This is a genomic window from Streptomyces sp. H27-H5 (assembly GCF_026627505.1).
In the GTDB taxonomy this organism is placed as follows: domain Bacteria; phylum Actinomycetota; class Actinomycetes; order Streptomycetales; family Streptomycetaceae; genus Streptomyces.
Genome location: NZ_JAPNLK010000064.1, coordinates 33,850 through 49,562 on the forward strand (window position 1 = coordinate 33,850; position 15,713 = coordinate 49,562).

15 protein-coding genes and 1 tRNA gene are annotated in these 15,713 nt (G+C 73.4%); 6 read left to right on the plus strand and 10 right to left on the minus strand.

Annotation, left to right across the window (positions count from 1 at the left end; all coding sequences use genetic code 11):
- Position 1 precedes the first annotated feature (1 nt).
- Complete coding sequence (rlmB, locus tag OTB19_RS27995; RefSeq protein WP_267801278.1) at positions 2–973, plus strand: 23S rRNA (guanosine(2251)-2'-O)-methyltransferase RlmB; 972 nt, start codon at positions 2–4, stop codon at positions 971–973.
- A 151-nt stretch (positions 974–1,124) separates the two neighbouring features.
- Positions 1,125–2,702 (plus strand): DoxX family protein, encoded by a 1,578-nt coding sequence (locus OTB19_RS28000; protein ID WP_267801279.1) that lies wholly within the window; start codon positions 1,125–1,127, stop codon positions 2,700–2,702.
- A gap of 174 nt (positions 2,703–2,876) precedes the next feature.
- On the opposite strand, the gene OTB19_RS28005 is transcribed toward OTB19_RS28000, so the two are convergent.
- From OTB19_RS28005 to OTB19_RS28020, 4 genes are all read right to left on the minus strand, one after another.
- Positions 2,877–3,647 (minus strand): nucleotidyltransferase family protein, encoded by a 771-nt coding sequence (locus OTB19_RS28005; protein ID WP_267801280.1) that lies wholly within the window; start codon positions 3,645–3,647, stop codon positions 2,877–2,879.
- A gap of 52 nt (positions 3,648–3,699) precedes the next feature.
- Entirely contained in the window at positions 3,700–4,113 is a 414-nt protein-coding gene (locus OTB19_RS28010) for a hypothetical protein (RefSeq protein ID WP_053680849.1), read from the minus strand.
- A 293-nt stretch (positions 4,114–4,406) separates the two neighbouring features.
- Positions 4,407–5,495 (minus strand): ABC transporter ATP-binding protein, encoded by a 1,089-nt coding sequence (locus tag OTB19_RS28015; RefSeq protein WP_267801281.1) that lies wholly within the window; start codon positions 5,493–5,495, stop codon positions 4,407–4,409.
- Positions 5,496–5,578: 83 nt separating this feature from the next.
- Positions 5,579–6,205: a transposase gene (locus tag OTB19_RS28020; RefSeq protein ID WP_267801282.1), complete on the minus strand. Its 627-nt coding sequence runs from the start codon at positions 6,203–6,205 to the stop codon at positions 5,579–5,581.
- Positions 6,206–6,364: 159 nt separating this feature from the next.
- Here OTB19_RS28020 and OTB19_RS28025 point away from each other — a divergent pair.
- Positions 6,365–6,440 (plus strand) — tRNA-Thr (locus OTB19_RS28025).
- Between the two features lie 95 nt (positions 6,441–6,535).
- Here OTB19_RS28025 and OTB19_RS28030 read toward each other — a convergent pair.
- Both OTB19_RS28030 and OTB19_RS28035 read right to left on the minus strand, forming a co-directional pair.
- The gene (locus OTB19_RS28030) at positions 6,536–7,924 is read right to left on the minus strand and encodes an NAD(P)/FAD-dependent oxidoreductase (RefSeq protein ID WP_267801283.1); all 1,389 of its coding nucleotides are present in this window, start codon (positions 7,922–7,924) and stop codon (positions 6,536–6,538) included.
- Between the two features lie 134 nt (positions 7,925–8,058).
- Positions 8,059–8,781 carry a methyltransferase domain-containing protein gene (locus OTB19_RS28035; RefSeq protein ID WP_267801284.1) on the minus strand — a complete coding sequence of 241 codons (723 nt, stop codon included), beginning with the start codon at positions 8,779–8,781 and terminating at the stop codon, positions 8,059–8,061.
- Between the two features lie 115 nt (positions 8,782–8,896).
- Between OTB19_RS28035 and OTB19_RS28040 the strand changes: the two genes are divergently transcribed.
- A complete protein-coding gene (locus OTB19_RS28040; protein ID WP_267801285.1) occupies positions 8,897–9,793 on the plus strand; it encodes an aminoglycoside phosphotransferase family protein in 897 nt (298 codons plus the stop codon).
- A 13-nt stretch (positions 9,794–9,806) separates the two neighbouring features.
- Here the strand turns inward: OTB19_RS28040 and OTB19_RS28045 are convergent, their stop codons facing one another.
- Positions 9,807–10,799, minus strand: coding sequence for a zinc-binding dehydrogenase (locus OTB19_RS28045; protein WP_267801288.1), 993 nt, complete (start codon positions 10,797–10,799; stop codon positions 9,807–9,809).
- Between the two features lie 167 nt (positions 10,800–10,966).
- On the opposite strand from OTB19_RS28045, the gene OTB19_RS28050 reads away from it, so the two are divergent.
- Positions 10,967–11,641 (plus strand): pentapeptide repeat-containing protein, encoded by a 675-nt coding sequence (locus OTB19_RS28050; protein ID WP_267801286.1) that lies wholly within the window; start codon positions 10,967–10,969, stop codon positions 11,639–11,641.
- 76 nt (positions 11,642–11,717) lie between these two features.
- Here OTB19_RS28050 and OTB19_RS28055 read toward each other — a convergent pair whose 3' ends face one another.
- The 3 genes from OTB19_RS28055 to OTB19_RS28065 form a co-directional block, all read right to left on the minus strand.
- Positions 11,718–12,221 (minus strand): hypothetical protein, encoded by a 504-nt coding sequence (locus OTB19_RS28055; protein WP_053678538.1) that lies wholly within the window; start codon positions 12,219–12,221, stop codon positions 11,718–11,720.
- 613 nt (positions 12,222–12,834) lie between these two features.
- The gene (locus tag OTB19_RS28060; protein ID WP_053681157.1) at positions 12,835–13,455 is read right to left on the minus strand and encodes a response regulator; all 621 of its coding nucleotides are present in this window, start codon (positions 13,453–13,455) and stop codon (positions 12,835–12,837) included.
- The gene (locus OTB19_RS28065) at positions 13,452–14,675 is read right to left on the minus strand and encodes a sensor histidine kinase (RefSeq protein WP_420716925.1); all 1,224 of its coding nucleotides are present in this window, start codon (positions 14,673–14,675) and stop codon (positions 13,452–13,454) included. Before OTB19_RS28065 ends, OTB19_RS28060 begins: the two co-directional genes overlap by 4 nt.
- 230 nt (positions 14,676–14,905) lie before the next feature.
- On the opposite strand from OTB19_RS28065, the gene OTB19_RS28070 reads away from it, so the two are divergent.
- Positions 14,906–15,466 (plus strand): GlcG/HbpS family heme-binding protein, encoded by a 561-nt coding sequence (locus tag OTB19_RS28070; RefSeq protein WP_267801287.1) that lies wholly within the window; start codon positions 14,906–14,908, stop codon positions 15,464–15,466.
- The last annotated feature ends 247 nt before the right edge of the window (positions 15,467–15,713 follow it).

A 15,713-nucleotide genomic window follows, 5' to 3' on the forward strand; every position in this document is an offset into this window, starting at 1 on the left:
CATGGCCGGGAACAGCCAGCGCAGGAACCGCCGCACGTCCAACAAGAAGGGCGCGACGGTCGGCAGCGGTGGCCAGCGGCGCAGGGGCCTGGAGGGCAAGGGCCCCACGCCCAAGGCCGAGGACCGCAAGAAGCACAAGGCGAACCGCATCAGCAACGCGATGGCCCGACAGGCGGCCAAGCGCCGCCCGGCCCCGCGCCGCGGCGGTCCCAAGGGCACGAGCGAGATGGTCGTCGGCCGCAACCCGGTCTTCGAGGCGCTGCGTGACGGTGTTCCGGCCACGACCCTGTACGTCCAGCAGTTCATCGAGAACGACGAGCGCGTCCGCGAGGCCCTCCAGCTCGCGGCCGAGCGCGGCAACATCAACCTGATGGAAGCCCCGCGCCCCGAGCTCGACCGGATGACCAACGGGCTCAACCACCAGGGCATGGTGCTCCAGGTCCCGCCGTACGAGTACGCGCACCCGGAGGACCTCGCCGCCGCCGCCCACGACAACGGCGAGGACCCGCTGATCGTCGCCCTCGACGGCGTCACGGACCCGCGCAACCTCGGTGCGATCGTCCGCTCCGTCTCCGCCTTCGGCGGCCACGGCGTGGTCATCCCCGAGCGCCGCGCCGCCGGCATGACCGCCGGTGCCTGGAAGACCTCGGCCGGCACGGCCGCCCGTACCCCGGTCGCCCGCGTCACCAACCTGACGCGCGCCCTCCAGGACTACAAGAAGGCCGGCATGACCATCGTCGGCCTCGCCGCCGAGGGCACCCACACGGTGAACGACCTGGAGGCGCTCGTCGGTCCCGTCGTCATCGTCGTCGGTTCCGAGGGCAAGGGACTGGGCCGCCTGGTCGGCGAGAACTGCGACTACCTCGTCCGGATTCCGATGCCCGGTGGCGCCGAGTCCCTCAACGCCGGTGTCGCGGCGGGCGTCGTCCTGTACGAGGCCGCACGCCGCCGCGCCGAGGCCCCCCGCCTCTGAACGGACCAACCCCCTTGATCCACTTGGCTCAGGGAATATGACCCGTGAGCGTGTCACCCCGCCCGATTCGGGCGGGGTGACTTGATCTTGACGGGTCTCGGACAGATCCCTGATGTCAAGGCAGTGTCCTAACCACTGATCACTCGGTTAGATGAGTGTGGACACCAGAACGTCAGGGTTCGACGACCAGCCCGCGCTGAGCATGGTCAAGGTGCCGTGCGATCCCGCACAGGTCATCGTCAACCACGCCAGCTTCCGCGTGCGGCTCGCACCGAGCCCGAGCGCGCGTTCCAAGCCCGCGAACGCCCATGGCCGCGCACCCGTCCTCGGCGTCGCCGCCGCGGCCGCCGTCGCCGGGGCCACCCGCCGCCGGGCCCCCGTCGTCTGGAGCGGCAAGGCCGCCCCCGGCGACTCCGCGGCCATGGGGGGACTCCTCCAGGCCGTACGGGAGGCCGGGCGCGGCTCCGACGAGTACGACGGCGGCGCCACCCAGACCATCCCGCGCGTCGACCTCGCGCAGGACCTCGCCGACGACACCCTCGTCACGCCGACCGTCATCGGCCAGCGCAGCTACGGGGACCCGGACGAGACGCGTCCGCCGGCCGCCGTACGGGACCTGTCGTACGACCCGCGCGACGGCGACGGACCGGGCGGAGGCGGGGCGGACTCCCGCCGGGCCGCCGCGGACTCCCGCGCCCAGGCCCAGTACTACCCCGGCCGCCGGATGAACCTGGGCGTCGTGCTGCTCCCGTTGCGCGTCTTCCTCGGCTTCATCTCCATCTACGCCGGCATGGGCAAGCTGTGCGACCCCGTCTACTTCGACGGCGGCGAACGCGGCTCCATGGTGACCTGGCTGCACACCCTCCAGCCGTGGGCACTCGCCGAACCGCTGCGCGACTTCGCGCTCGCGCACCCGGTCGGCGCCGGCCTCAGCGTGGCCTTCCTCCAGGTCATCGTCGGCGTCCTGACGGTTTTCGGCCTGTGGCAGCGGTTCGCCGCCTGCTTCGGGGCGCTGCTGTCGGCCGCGCTGCTGATGACGGTCAGCTGGAAGACCGTCCCCGCCTACGACGCCCCCGACATCATCTACCTGGCCGCCTGGAGCCCGCTGATCATCGCCGGCGCCCCCGTCTACTCCCTCGACGGACGCCTCGCCGGCGAGGCCTGGCGCACCCTCGGACCGCGCAGCGAGGTCTGGCGGCTGCGCCGGCGGGTCCTGCGGCGCGGAGCCGTCATGGCCACCGTCGTCTGCGGACTCACCCTGCTCATCGGCTCGCTGCTCGGCGGCGCCGTCCGCTCCACCGCCGTGGTCACCGTCCCCGGACCGGGCCGCGCCCCCAGCAACTACCTGCCCGGGACCCCGCTGCCGCAGACCCCGACCAAGCAGCAGCCGTCCCCCCGGCAGTCCACCCCGAAGCAGCCCGTGAAGAAGGCCTCGCCGTCGGCCGGCGCCTCGGCCCCGACCAGCAAGTCGAGCCGCGGCAGCACCGGTTCCGCGGCCCGCGAGACCGCCGGTACCGGAGCGCAGTCGCCCTCCGCGACCCGCGGCTCCGGCAGCCAGTCCAGCCCGCGCAGCAGCGCCCCGCGCCAGTCCAGCCCGCAGAAGGCGCCGTCCTCGTCCTCCGGGAACGGCAGCGCGGGCAGTGCGACGGGCGGCAACGCCAGCGGTGGCGGCAGCGGCGGTACCCCGGCCAGGAAGCCCGGCCTGGTGGGCGGCCTGATCGGCGGCTGACCGGACGCGACGATCGTACGGAGGGGGGCCCGGCGCGCGATGAGCGCGCCGGGCCCCTTCGCGTACCGCGGCCCCATTCGCGTACCGCGCCGGGCTCTTTGGCGTACCGGGTCGGCGGGGTGGGCGATCGGGAGGCTCGGGCGGGGCCCGGCCCGGGAGGCGCTCAGGTGCCGCTCAGGTGCCGCTCTGCGCGGCCAACTCCCGGGCGGCCTCGGTGAGGTCCTTGGCGGTGTCGATGGCCCGCCAGTAGGCGCCCTGGGGCAGCGGGAAGCCCGCCAGGCGACGTTCCCGGGCCAGCCGGGGGAAGGTGGTCCGCTCGTGATCACCCAACTCGGGCAGGAGTGCGGTGAATTCGGGGCCGAAGACGTATACGCCGGCGTTGATCAGATAAGGCGACGGCGGCGCCTCGATGAAGTCCAGCACCTGCCCGAACTCGTTCGTCTCCACGACCCCCCACGGGATCCGCGGGCGGGCCAGCGCGAGCGTCGCGGTCGCACCGCGCTCCGTGTGGAAGGCCGCCATCTCCCGCAGCGAGAACCGGGTCCAGATGTCGCCGTTGGTCGCGTACCAGGGCTCGTCGGGGTACGGGAGCCTGCGCGCGGCGTACTTGAGGCCGCCGCCGCGCCCCAACGGCTCCTCCTCGACCACCGTGGTCACCCGCAGCGGCAGGCGCGCCCGGGACAGCCAGTCCTGGAGGACCTCCGCGAGATGCCCGCAGGACACCACCGCGTCGGTGACCCCCTCCGAGGCCAGCCAGGCGAGTTGGTGCCCGATGATCGGGATGCCCGTGCCCGGGATCTCGACCATCGGTTTCGGCCGGTCGTCCGTATACGGGCGCAGCCGCGAACCCTGGCCACCCGCCAGGATCACTGCCTGGGTCGGGCGGGCCGGGAACGCGGCCGCGTCATGGGTGGATTGGGGTGCTGCGGGGGGAACGTCGGTCATGGCGGTCAGAGTAGGGAGACCCCGACTCCGGCGGAGGGCGACGCGGCGTGCGTCAGCCCATGGAGGCGACGCCGGTCGCGTACGAGGTGTCGCACACGGGCCGGGCGAACGACTGGGCCTTCGTGGGCCCGTACGCGTCCACCGCGGCGCGGCCGAGCGCCCGCGCGATGCCCACGCAGTGCGCGGCGAGGGAAGGCCGCCGGTCCACCTCCTGCTGGAGGTGCGTCAGGACGGCCCCGGGCTGTGCGCCGTCCTGCAGCTCGGTGAGCAGCTTGTCGCGCAGCACGTCCTGTGCGGCGCGCGGCTTCGCGGGGACGGACACACCCTCGGCGGACGCGGTCAGGACCTGGGACGAGGACGTGTCCGACCAGGGGACCATGGTGACCGCGAGGGTGCCGGACAGGACCAGGACGACGGGCAGGACCAGGGCGAGGGAACGGCCGATACGGCGGGCAGAGTGGGTCACGAGGGCGAGAGTAGCGCTCGGTGAGGATCGGGCGACATTTAGTCACCCGGTCGGGGGATGGTTCGATGTGGCTTTTCGAATAAGGGGTTGACGAGTAGGGCTGAATGGCCCGGTCTGCCGGGGTTCCCGCAGGGGTTGGCGCGCCGGCGGCCGCCGGGGCCGAACCGGGGTCGGCCGCCGTACGCGCGGACCGCGCCGGGGCCGCGCGTACAACTCACGCCGAAGGGGCGCCCCTTGGCGGAGCGCCCCTTCGTGTGTCACCCGTTCACGGCCCATCTGCCGCCGTGTGGACGTCAGTCGGAGAGACGGGCACCCGAGGACGTCGAGAACACGTGGATCTCGCCGCCGCGCGGCACCACGTGCAGCGTCGAGCCCTTCTCCGGGACCTGGCGGCCGTTCACGCGGACCACGATGTCCTGCTTGCCCTCGGCCTCGGAGGTCGAGCCGTAGACGTAGCCGTCGGCGCCGAGCTCCTCGACCACGTTCACGGTGATGGTCAGGCCGCCGGTGTCGCCGATGTCGAAGTGCTCGGGGCGGACGCCCACCGTGACGGTGCGGTCGCCCGCGTCGGCGGCGGCGGACAGCGCCTCGCGCGACACCGGGACGACGCTGTCGCCGAACTTCACGCCGCCGTCGGTGATCGGGACCTCGACCAGGTTCATGGCGGGCGAGCCGATGAAGCCGGCGACGAAGAGGTTCGCGGGACGGTCGTACATGTTGCGGGGGGTGTCCACCTGCTGGAGCAGGCCGTCCTTGAGGACCGCGACGCGGTCGCCCATCGTCATGGCCTCGACCTGGTCGTGGGTGACGTAGACGGTGGTGATGCCCAGGTCGCGCTGGAGGGCGGCGATCTGCGTACGGGTGGACACGCGGAGCTTGGCGTCGAGGTTCGACAGCGGCTCGTCCATCAGGAAGACCTGCGGCTTGCGGACGATCGCCCGACCCATCGCGACGCGCTGGCGCTGACCACCGGAGAGGGCCTTCGGCTTGCGGTCGAGGTACTGGGTGAGGTCCAGCATCTTCGCCGCGTCCTCCACCTTGCGGCGGATGGTCGCCTTGTCCTCGCCGGCGATCTTGAGCGCGAAGCCCATGTTGTCGGCGACGGACATGTGCGGGTAGAGCGCGTAGTTCTGGAACACCATCGCGATGTCCCGGTCCTTGGGCGGCAGGTGCGTGACGTCGCGGTCACCGATGCGGATGGCACCGCCGTTGACGTCCTCCAGGCCGGCGAGCATGCGCAGCGAGGTGGACTTGCCGCAGCCGGAGGGGCCGACGAGGACGAGGAACTCGCCGTCCTCGATCTCCAGCTGGAGCTGGTCCACGGCGGGCTTGTCGCCGCCGGGGTACAGCCGGGTCGCCTTCTCGAAAGTGACAGAAGCCATGGTGATGAATCCCTTCTACCGGCAGGAACGTGCCGGACGATCCGAGTGGAAGGTCTAGTCCAGTAATCGGACTCCGCCCGACGCTACCCCGGCCACGCCCGTTCTGTCAGCACCCGGACGCGGCCGACTTCACCGCCCGCGGGGCTGTCCGGCCAGAGCAACGCATTTTTGACCTCGGGGCAGAGGGGTTCCCTCTTGTTCCCCTCGTCGCCCTCGCGAGCGACACTTCCTGCTTCACGGCGCGTGCCTCCGGAGGAGGCTCGGGTCAGCTGTGCGACGGCCAGATCTTCCACGACGAGCACTTGGTTCTCGCGCACGAGGCGGGTGGTGAGCTGGTCGAGCCCGTCCTTCCGGGCGTCGCTGAGGGAGGCGTGGAGCTTGGCGATCCTCTCCCGGGCCTTGCCCCTGTTGCTGTGTTCTTCCACGAGAGCGTGGAGGAAGTAGCGGCCGGCCCGGTCGCGGACCACCGTCAGCTTGACCGGCGTCACGCCGGGCGGCATCGGACGGGACCAGCGCACGTCCAGCGGTTCGTTGTGCTTGGCCAGGCGGTACACGCGTTGTTGCGTTCCCGGTTCCTTCACCCGACCGGCCACCGGCTTGGCCGTGCGCCCCCGATGCTTGCGCTGGTCGGGGATGCCCAGGACCTCGCGTTTGACCCGCCCGGCCTCGTCGCCGACGACGCGCGCTCCTTGATCCGCGGCTGCTGCCACGCTCTCCCCCAGCCCTACGGTCCGATAGTCGGATGTGAACTCTCGTACGGAGAGCGAACGCGGGGGCGAGGGGTTACGAGGCCCGGAAAGGTCTTCGCGACGCGGTCTGGCGGCTGTGTAGAGTGAAGGCGATTCTGCGTGCTGCGCAGCGTCGCGTGTGCCGCCTTAGCTCAGTTGGTAGAGCAGTTCACTTGTAATGATCAGGTCATCGGTTCGATTCCGATAGGCGGCTCCATCCCAGGTCGGACACGTGCCGACCCGGACAGTTCGTACGGGTACGAAGGCCCCGGATCCTTGTGGTCCGGGGCCTTCGGCGTGTGGGGGTGGGAGTCAGTGGCGGCCTGACACGCGGTTCGCGAGGCGGGCCAGGGCGGTGGTGTTCGGGGTGCCGGTGGCGCTCTCGCGGCGGTCCGCCTCGCGGTAGGCGGCGTACAGGGCGTGGACGCCGAGCCAGCGGAAGGGCTCCGGCTCCCAGCGCCGGACGCGGTGGTCGACCCAGGGGAGGGCGGTCAGTTCCGTGGAATCGCCCAGGACCAGGTCGCGCAGGGTGCGGGCGGCCAGGTGGGAGGTGGCCACGCCGGAGCCGACGTAGCCGCCGGCCCAGCCGAGGCCCGTGAGGCGGTCCAGGGTGACGCCGGCGCACCAGTCGCGGGGGACGCCGAGTACCCCGGACCACGCGTGGGTGATCTCCGTACCCGCCAGCCGCGGGAAGAAGGAGGTCAGGAGCGTGGTGAGCGCGGCGACGGTGGCGGGGTCCGTGCTGCCCGTGTTCTCGGCGCCGGCCGCGCGCGAGGCGAAGCGGTACGGGGCGCCGCGGCCGCCGATCGCGATGCGGTCGTCGGCGGTGCGCTGGGCGTACATGTAGGCGTGGGCCATGTCGCCCAGCACCTCCCGGCCGGACCAGGCGAGGGAGTCCCAGACCTCGGGGGGCAGCGGGGCCGTGGCGATCATCGAGGAGTTCATCGGGAGCCAGGACCGCTTCTGGCCCTTGAGGGCGGCCGTGAAGCCCTCCGTGCAGCGCAGTACGTACGGGGCGCGGACGGTGCCGTGGGGGGTGGCGGCCCGGCCGGGGGCGATGTCGGTGACGGGGGTGGACTCGTGAATGACGACGCCCAGCCGTTCGCAGGCGGCGGCCAGGCCGAGGACGAGCTTCAGGGGGTGGACGCGGGCGCCGTGCGGGGACCAACTGGAGCCGATGGCGTCGGTGATGTCGACGCGGGCCCGGGTGTCGGTGGCGTCGTACAGTTCGCGGTCGCTCTCGCCGAAGGCGAGTTCGGCGGCGTGGAAGGCCTTGAGGCGGGTCAGTTGGGCGGGGGTGCGGGCGACTTCGAGGACGCCGCCGTGGTGGATGTCGGCCTCGATGCCCTCCTTGGCGGCGGTGCGGATGACCTCGGTGACGGTCTCGTTCATGGCCTGCTGGAGGCGGCGTGCGGCGTCGTGACCGTGGAGCTCGGCGTAGCGGTCGCGGCCGGCGACGCCGTTGTAGAGCCAGCCGCCGTTGCGGCCGGACGCCCCGTAGCCGCAGGTCTTCTGCTCCAGCACGACGACGCGGAGGTCGGGTGCGGAGGTCTTGAGGTGGTAGGCGGTCCACAGGCCGGTGTAGCCGCCGCCGACGATGACGACGTCGGCCGTGGCGTCGCCGGTGAGGGGGGTTCGGGGCGGCCGGGGGGCGCCGGCGTCCGTCGCGTGCCAGAAGGAGATTCCGCCGTTGATCGTCATGGGGGAGTTGCTACACCTCGTCGCGAAGGGGTGTCCAGGGACGCGGTGCCGGGTTCCGGGGCGGGATGCGCGGCCTTCTGGCTGATGCGGCGGGTCCACGGCTGGACGTACGCGTGCCGGCGGCCGGGGGTGGGTCAGGGGCGGCGGCCGGCCACGAACCAGCGGGCGGGGAGCATCACGGGGGTGCCGTCGGCGCGGGTCTCGCTCATCGCCAGGGCCGTCTCGCCCTCGTCGAGGACGTGCAGGCCGGCGCCGCGCAGGAGCCCGGCGATCTCGCCGTCGGCGACCTCGCCGGGGCGCAGGTCGTGTTCCTTGACGCGGCGCAGCTTCGGGGAGGGCCCGCCGGACCGCTCCGCGTGGTCCTGGAGAACGGCCTTGGCCTCGCCGGTCGGTTCCAGGACGAGCGCCCGGCCGCGGTCCCCGACGAGGGTGGCGACGCAGGCGGCGACCGACGGCCGGTCCTCGGGGTCGCTCTGGTGCAGGACGGCCCGCATGTAGACGTGGGTGTCGCCGAGCCGGTCGTGGAGGGCGTGGGCCTGGGAGTCGTCGGCCAGGTTCAGCTGCTCGTACGTGGCGGTGCCCGCGGGGTCGGCGCGGCGGGCGTGTGCGACGGCGGCCGCGCAGAGGTCGACACCGACGACGACGGCGAACCGGGTGGCGAGGTGGCGGGTCTGGGTGCCGTTCCCGCAGCCGAGGTCCGCGAGGGGCAGGGCCGGGTCGGCGTGGGGGGCGAGGAGGGCGATGTCCCGTTCGGCGGTCAGGGAGGCGTCCGCGTCCCAGAACGGTTCGCCCGGTTCGCCGTTGCTCTGCTCCCAGTAGCCGTCCCAGGCCTTGCGGTAGCGGTCGGACACGGTCATGTGCGGGTCTCCCTCGGTGCTGCGGCCTACGGTGTCGACGGGGTGCGTACCCCGGGTGGCGGCGGGTCATCCGGGGTCCGGCGCGGCACAGGTGTGCGGACGTAGGGTCGGGAGGATGGTGGAGATTCCGACCGGATTGGTCGAGGCCCAGATCAGGTACAACGGCGACGCGGGGCGGGAGTTCATCGCCGTGTTGCCGGCGCGGGCGGCGGAGTTCCTGGAGCGGTGGGGGCTGACGCGGACGGGCCCGGGGATGCACGGGGTGACGGCGCTGGTGCTTCCGGTGGAGCGGGCCGACGGCACGCCGGCCGCGCTGAAGTTGCAGGCGCTGGACGAGGAGAGCGCGGGGGAGCACCTCGCGCTGCGGGCGTGGGGCGGGGACGGCAGCGTACGGCTCCTGGACCACGACGCGTCGACGGGCACGATGCTGCTGGAGCGGCTGGACGCGGGCCGGCACCTGTCGGTGCTCGCGGCCCGGGACGTACGGCAGGCGGTACGGGTGATCGCGGAACTGCTGGCGCGGTTGACGTCCGTGCCGGCGCCGGCGGGAGTGCGCGGGCTGGGCGACGTGGCGGGCGCGATGCTGGCGGACGTGCCGGACGCCCTCGGCGGGTTGGACGAGCGGGGGCGCGGGGTGCTGCGGAGCTGCGCGGCGGCGGTGGCGGAGGTGGTGGGGGAGCCGGGGGACCGGCTGCTCCACTGGGACCTGCACTACGACAACGTGCTCGCGGGCGGGCGGGAGCCGTGGCTGGCGATCGACCCGAAGCCGCTGGCCGGCGATCCGGGCTTCGACCTGATGCCGGCGATCGGCGAACACTTCGCGGCGGACGACGTGTGGTGGCGCTTCGACCTGATGACGGAGGTGATGGGCCTGGACCGGGATCGGACTCGGGCCTGGACGTTGGGGCGGGTGTTGCAGAACTGCCTGTGGGACGTGGAGGACGGGGAACCGTTGCAGGAGGAGCAGTTGGTGACCGCCGAACTGCTGTTGGCCGGCCGACGGGCGGGGTGACGGCCGGCGCGGCTCAGGGGACGAGGACGACCTTGCCCGTGGTGTCGCGGGAGGCGAGCGCGTCGTGGGCGGCGGCCGCCCGGGACAGGGGATAGCGCTGGATCGCCGGCCGCAGCCGGCCGACCGCGGCCTCCGCGAGGGCCCGCGTCTCCAGGGCGCGGATCGGGTCGGGGGCGTCGACGCGCCGCAGCATGGCCGGGCCGAGGACGACCTCGCTGGTGACGCGGCGGGCCGTGAGGGCGGCGCGCTCGGCGTCGGTGAGGGTGAGCTCGCCGCCCGACCAGCCGAAGACGAGCCGGCGTCCGCCGGGCGCGAGCAGGTCGAGGGCCGCCCGGGAGACGGCCCCGCCGGCGGAGTCGAAGAGGACGTCCACTCCGCCGGGGTGGTGGGCGCGTACGGCCGCCGCCCAGCCGGGGTCGTTGTAGTCGAGGGCGAGGTCGGCGCCGTTGGCGTGGGCCAGGCCCGCCTTGACGGGACCGCCGGCGAGGGCGACGACGGTGGCGCCTGCGTTCTTCGCGTACTGCACGAGCAGCGTGCCGATGCCGCCGGCGGCGGCCGTGACGACCACGACCGAGCCCGGGCCGAGGTCGACGAACCCGAGGATCCCCAGGGTGGTGCGGCCGGTCCCGATCATGGCGACGGCCCGGGCGGGGTCGAGGCCCGGCGGTACGGGGTGCAGCCGGTCGGCGGCGGCGACCGCGTACTCGGCGTAGCCGCCGGGGGCGAACCCCAGATGGACGACGACCTCCCGCCCGAGCCAGGCGGGATCGGTGCCGGGACCGAGGGCGTCGACGGTGCCGGCGACCTCCCGGCCGGGGACGGTCGGCAGTTCGGGGAGGGCGGGGGCGGGCCCCTGGACGCCCTCGCGGAGCGCGGTGTCGAGGAGGTGGACGCCGGCGGCGGCGACGGCGATGCGGACCTGCCCGGGGGCGGGAACGGGGACGGGCACGCGCTCGTACGTGAGGTTCTCGGCGGGGCCGAAGGCGTGCAGGCGAACGGCGTTCATGGTGTCGGGGCCGCCGGTCGTGCCCGGGGCGGTGTGCGTGTCGGGGGTGGTGTCCATGGGGTCAGCCTCGGACCTCGACCTGGGTTGAGGTCAAGGGTTGCCGGGGGTTGCCGGGGGCCCCAGGGGGTCTTCGGGGCTTTGTCAGTGCGGTGGGTCACGATGGTGCGATGGTGCGAAACGAGCGGGCCCGGACGGTGAAGGCGGCACGACGGCCGGAGGTGCGGCTGCCGGAGCTCGTGGGGTGGCGGGGCGGTGAACTGGAGCCGGACGGGGACTACGACGGGCTGGAGTTCGCGGACCTCGACCTGGTCGGGCAGGAGGGGGTCGGGGCGCGGTTCATGGACTGCGCGCTGCGGCGGTGCGCGTTGGACGAGACGGGGCTGACGAAGGCCCGTTTCCTGGACTCGGTGCTGGAGGGGGTGCGGGGCGTGGGCACGGACCTGTCGGGAGCCTCGCTGCGGGACGTGGAACTGGTGGAGGCCCGCCTGGGCGGGATCCAACTGCACGGCGCGGTACTGGAACGGGTCGTCGTACGAGGCGGCAAGATCGACTACCTGAACCTGCGCGGCGCCCGGCTCAAGGACGTGGTGTTCGAGGGGTGCGTGCTGGTGGAGCCGGACTTCGGGGGCGCGGTGCTGGAGCGCGTGGAGTTCCGGGACGTCACGCTGCGCGGGGCGGACTTCAGCGGGGCGCGGATGACGGACGTGGACCTGCGGGAGGCGGCCGAGCTGGGCATCGCGCGCGGCGTGGAGGCCCTGTCGGGGGCGGTGATCAGCCCCTCGCAGCTGTTCGACCTGGCCCCGGCACTGGCGGCGCAGCTCGGGCTGCGGGTGGTGCCGTAGGCGGGGGCGGGGGAAGCGGGCGGGGGACGCGTTCGGGGCGCGGGGCTACGCGGGGGCGCGGGGGAAGCGTTCGGGGCTACGCGGGAACGCGGGGGAAGCGGGACTGGAGCGTCCAGATGACCGGGTTGTCGCCGAGTCCGTCGTGCATGTCGACGAGGTCCGCGATCACGTCGTGCAGGAAGTCCCGGGCCTCGCGGCGCAGCAGGCGGTGCGTGAAGGTCAGCGGGTCCTCCTCGGCCGGCATCCAGTCCGCCTCGATGTCCACCCAGCCGAAGCGGCGCTCGAACAGCATCCGGTCGCTGGACTCGGTGAAGTCGAGTTCGGCGTACTGCCGGTTGGCGGAACGGCTCCCGCGCGGGTCCTGGTCGAGCTGCTCGACGATGTCGCAGAGCGCCCAGGCGAAGTCCAGTACCGGAACCCATCCCCAGGCTGTGGACACTTCCCGGTCCGCGTGGGTGTCGGCGAGGTAGACGTCCCCGCAGAACAGGTCGTGGCGCAGCGTGTGGACGTCCGCCGAGCGGTAGTCGGTCTGCGGGGGGTCGGGGAAGCGCCGGGAGAGGGAGTAGCCGATGTCGAGCACGTACCCGATGGTGTCACGGGCCCGCCCCTCCCGGCGCCGGGGCCCTGGCGGGCCGTTGATCAACGGACGTTGACGGCCGTCCACGCGGCGGCGACCCGGGCGACCTCGACGCTGCCCGCGCCGCCGGCGGGGCTGGAGATGGGCGGGGCGGCCGGTGCGTCAGCCGCTCACCGTCGCGCGGAGCGGCCCCGGCTCCGCCGGGCTTTCGGGGCTCCGCCCCGGACCCCGCGCCTCAAACGCCGGCGGGGCTGGATTGGCCGACCCGAACCGGAAGGGTGGCCCGCACCCGCGCCTCAAACGCCGGCGGGGCTGGATTAGCCGGACCGGCCGGTGAGGCTGGATTGACGGGGGTCGGACGGTTGGTCGGGGGCGGGGACGGGGTGGGGTGTTGGCCGGGACGTAGAAGTGGGATGTGTGGCGCGTGACCACCGCCCGACAGAGCAACCCAACCCAGGGCGCCCAAATCACACAGTCCAGGACGACACCCCACCCCGGCACCGACCCCCCGCCCGGCCCCGCCCGGCCCCGCCGGCGCTTGAGGCGCCCGGCGCAGCCGGGACCCGCAGCAGACGACAGCAAGGCAGCAACCACCCGGCGCAGCCGGGACCGACCGTCACGGCAGCAGGCGCTGTTCCTTCGCCACCGACACCGCCCCCGCGCGCGTGTCCACGCCGAGCTTGTCGTAGATGCGGCCCAGGTGGGTCTTGACCGTGGCTTCGCTGATGAACAGGGCCCGGGCGATGTCCCGGTTGCCGAGGCCGCGGGCCAGTTGGCCGAGGATGTCCAGTTCACGGTCCGTCAGGGTGGGCCGGGTGCCCCGCATGTGGGCCATGACCCGGCTGGCCACCGGCGCGGAGAGCGTGGTGCGGCCGGCCGCCGCGGAGTGGATCGCGGCGAAGAGTTCCTCGGGGCGTTCCGCCTTGAGGAGGTAGCCGGTGGCGCCCGCCCCGATGGCCCGGGTGATGTCGGCGTCGGTGTCGTAGGTGGTCAGTACGAGCACGTGCGGCGGGTCGGTGAGCGCCGTGATGCGGCGGGTGGCTTCGACGCCGTCGATGCCCTCCCCGAGCTGGAGGTCCATCAGGACCACGTCGGGGCGGAGTTTGGCGGCCAGCGCGACGGCTTCCTCGCCGCTGCCGGCTTCGCCGAGCACCTCGATGTCGGGCTCGCTGCCCAGCAGGGCGAGCAGGCCGGCGCGGACCACCACGTGGTCGTCGCAGAGCAGGATCGTCGTCATCCGGTGGGCTCCAGGGGGATCGAGGCGGAGAGGACCGTGCCCTCGCCCGGGGTGGATTCGACGGTGAGGTCGCCGCCGAGCTGGCTGACGCGGGCGCGTATGGCCGGGAGGCCGTGCCCGCGGTTGCCCGGACCGGATCCGCCTCGGCCGGCGGCCTGCGGGGAGGGTGTGAAGCCGTGGCCGTCGTCCGCGATGTCCAGGACCACCTGGTCGCCGAGGAAGCTCAGGGTGAGGGCGGCGGTTCGGGCGCCGGAGTGTTCGCGGACGTTGGCCAGCGCGCCTTGGGCGATCCGCAGGAGGGCGGATTCGGCCCGGTCCGGGAGGGGGGTCGGGGTGCCCTCCAGGTGGAAGCGGACCTCGATGTCGGGGCCGGCGTCGAGGGCGCGCAGGGCGTCGGCGAGGCCGGCGCCGCCCGCGAGTTCCGGCGGGGCCAGGTCGTGGACCAGGCGGCGGGCCTCGGCGAGGCCGCGAGCGGCGATGTCGGTGGCGGTACGGACGTGCGCGCGGGCGGTGCCGGGATCGCTGTCCCAGGTGCGGTCGGCGGCCTGGAGCAGCATCTGCTGGCTCGACAGGTGCTGGGCCAGGGTGTCGTGGATCTCCATCGACAGTCGCTGGCGTTCCGCGAGGGTGCCCTCGCGGCGCTCGGTGGCGGCGAGTTCCCGGCGGGTCCGGATCAGGTCGTCGATCAATGCGCGCTGGGCCTCGGCCTGGCGTTCGGTGTGCACGAAGACGGCCGTGGCGAGCGCGGCGACCGCGGGCGGGGCGAGCAACAGGTTCGGGTCGAAGTCCTGGGACAGCTTCAGCTGGGCGGCCACCACGAACACGGTGAGCAGGGCCACGAGCACGACGGCCGCGCGGGGCGGCAGGGTGCGCAGGCCCGTGTAGAAGAGCGGTACGGCGCACCACGCGAAGCTCGGCGCGAGGACGACGAGGACCACCCAGGTGGCCACGACCAGGCCGAGCCACAGGAGTCTGCGCAGGGTGGGCGCGGCGCCGAGGGCGGGGCCCAGGACGTACAGCAGGGCGAGGACGATGCTGAGGGCGATGATCCACGGGGTGCGGGGCTCGCCGGGGTGCCGGAGCAGGAAGCGGGCCACGGAGGCGCCGAGGAGCAGGAAGAACGCCGCGTGCATGACGGTGGCCAGGGCGCGGGTGTCGGGTTTCCGCAGCGGTGCGGGGCTCACGGGGTGCTCCTGGGGTGGGGTGGTGCGTACGTCCATCCTGACGCGTCGGCGAGGCCTTCGAACGGAGCCGCCGGTGCGCGCGCCGATCGCGGGCGCGCTCTGACCAGCCAATCCGTCCGCGTACCCCGTGCACATCGGCCGATCGGTTGACCCCCGGGTCAACCGGTGTGCCGGCCGGCGCGAGCCGGTACGGCGACGGACGGACGGGGTTTGCGGGCCGAGGCTTGGAGCAGCAGGAAACGAGTCCGACGCATCCAGGAGCAGACATGAACACCCGCACCCGCGTTCTCACCGGTACCGCTCTCGCCGTCGCGCTCGGCGCCGGGACCTTCGGTGCCGTCAGCGCGAGCGCCGCGCAGAGCGAGTCCGCCCCGGCGGCGGCCGTCCAGGCCGCTTCCTCGAAGAAGGACGACGACAGGAACTTCACCACCTCGACCCACCTCACCGTCGACGCCGCCTCCCGCGCCGCCCAGGCCGCGCTCAAGGCCGCCGAGAAGGAGGGTCAGAAGGTGACGGTCGCGGTCGTGGACCGCAACGGCAACACCCTGGTCACCCTGCGCGGCGACGGCGCCGGCCCGCAGTCCTACGAGTCGGCGCAGCGCAAGGCGTACACGGCCGTGTCCTGGAACGCCCCGACCTCGGTGCTGGCCGGTCGGCTCGCCCAGACCCCGAACCTGAAGGACATCCCGGGCACCCTCTTCCTCGGCGGCGGCACCCCGGTCCAGGCCAAGGGCGCCCCGGTCGCCGGCATCGGCGTGGCCGGCGCCCCGAGCGGCGACCTGGACGAGAAGTTCGCGAAGGCCGGCGCGGACTCCCTCGCCAACTGACCCCGCCCGGCGGCCGACGCCCTACGCCGCCCCGCCCGGCCGCCGACGCCCTGCCCCGCCCTGGTGTCGACGCCATGCCCGCCCGGCCCTGTTGTCGACGCGATGCCCCGCCGGGTGCCCGCTTAGTGGTCTGCGTCGTAAGTCCTTCGGGGGTTGATCACGCGGCCTTGGCGGCGGAGGATTCTTCTGGGTGATCGGCGGTGTGCTGGTCGAGCCTGGCCAGGAGATCGTCCAGGTCGGAGGTGGT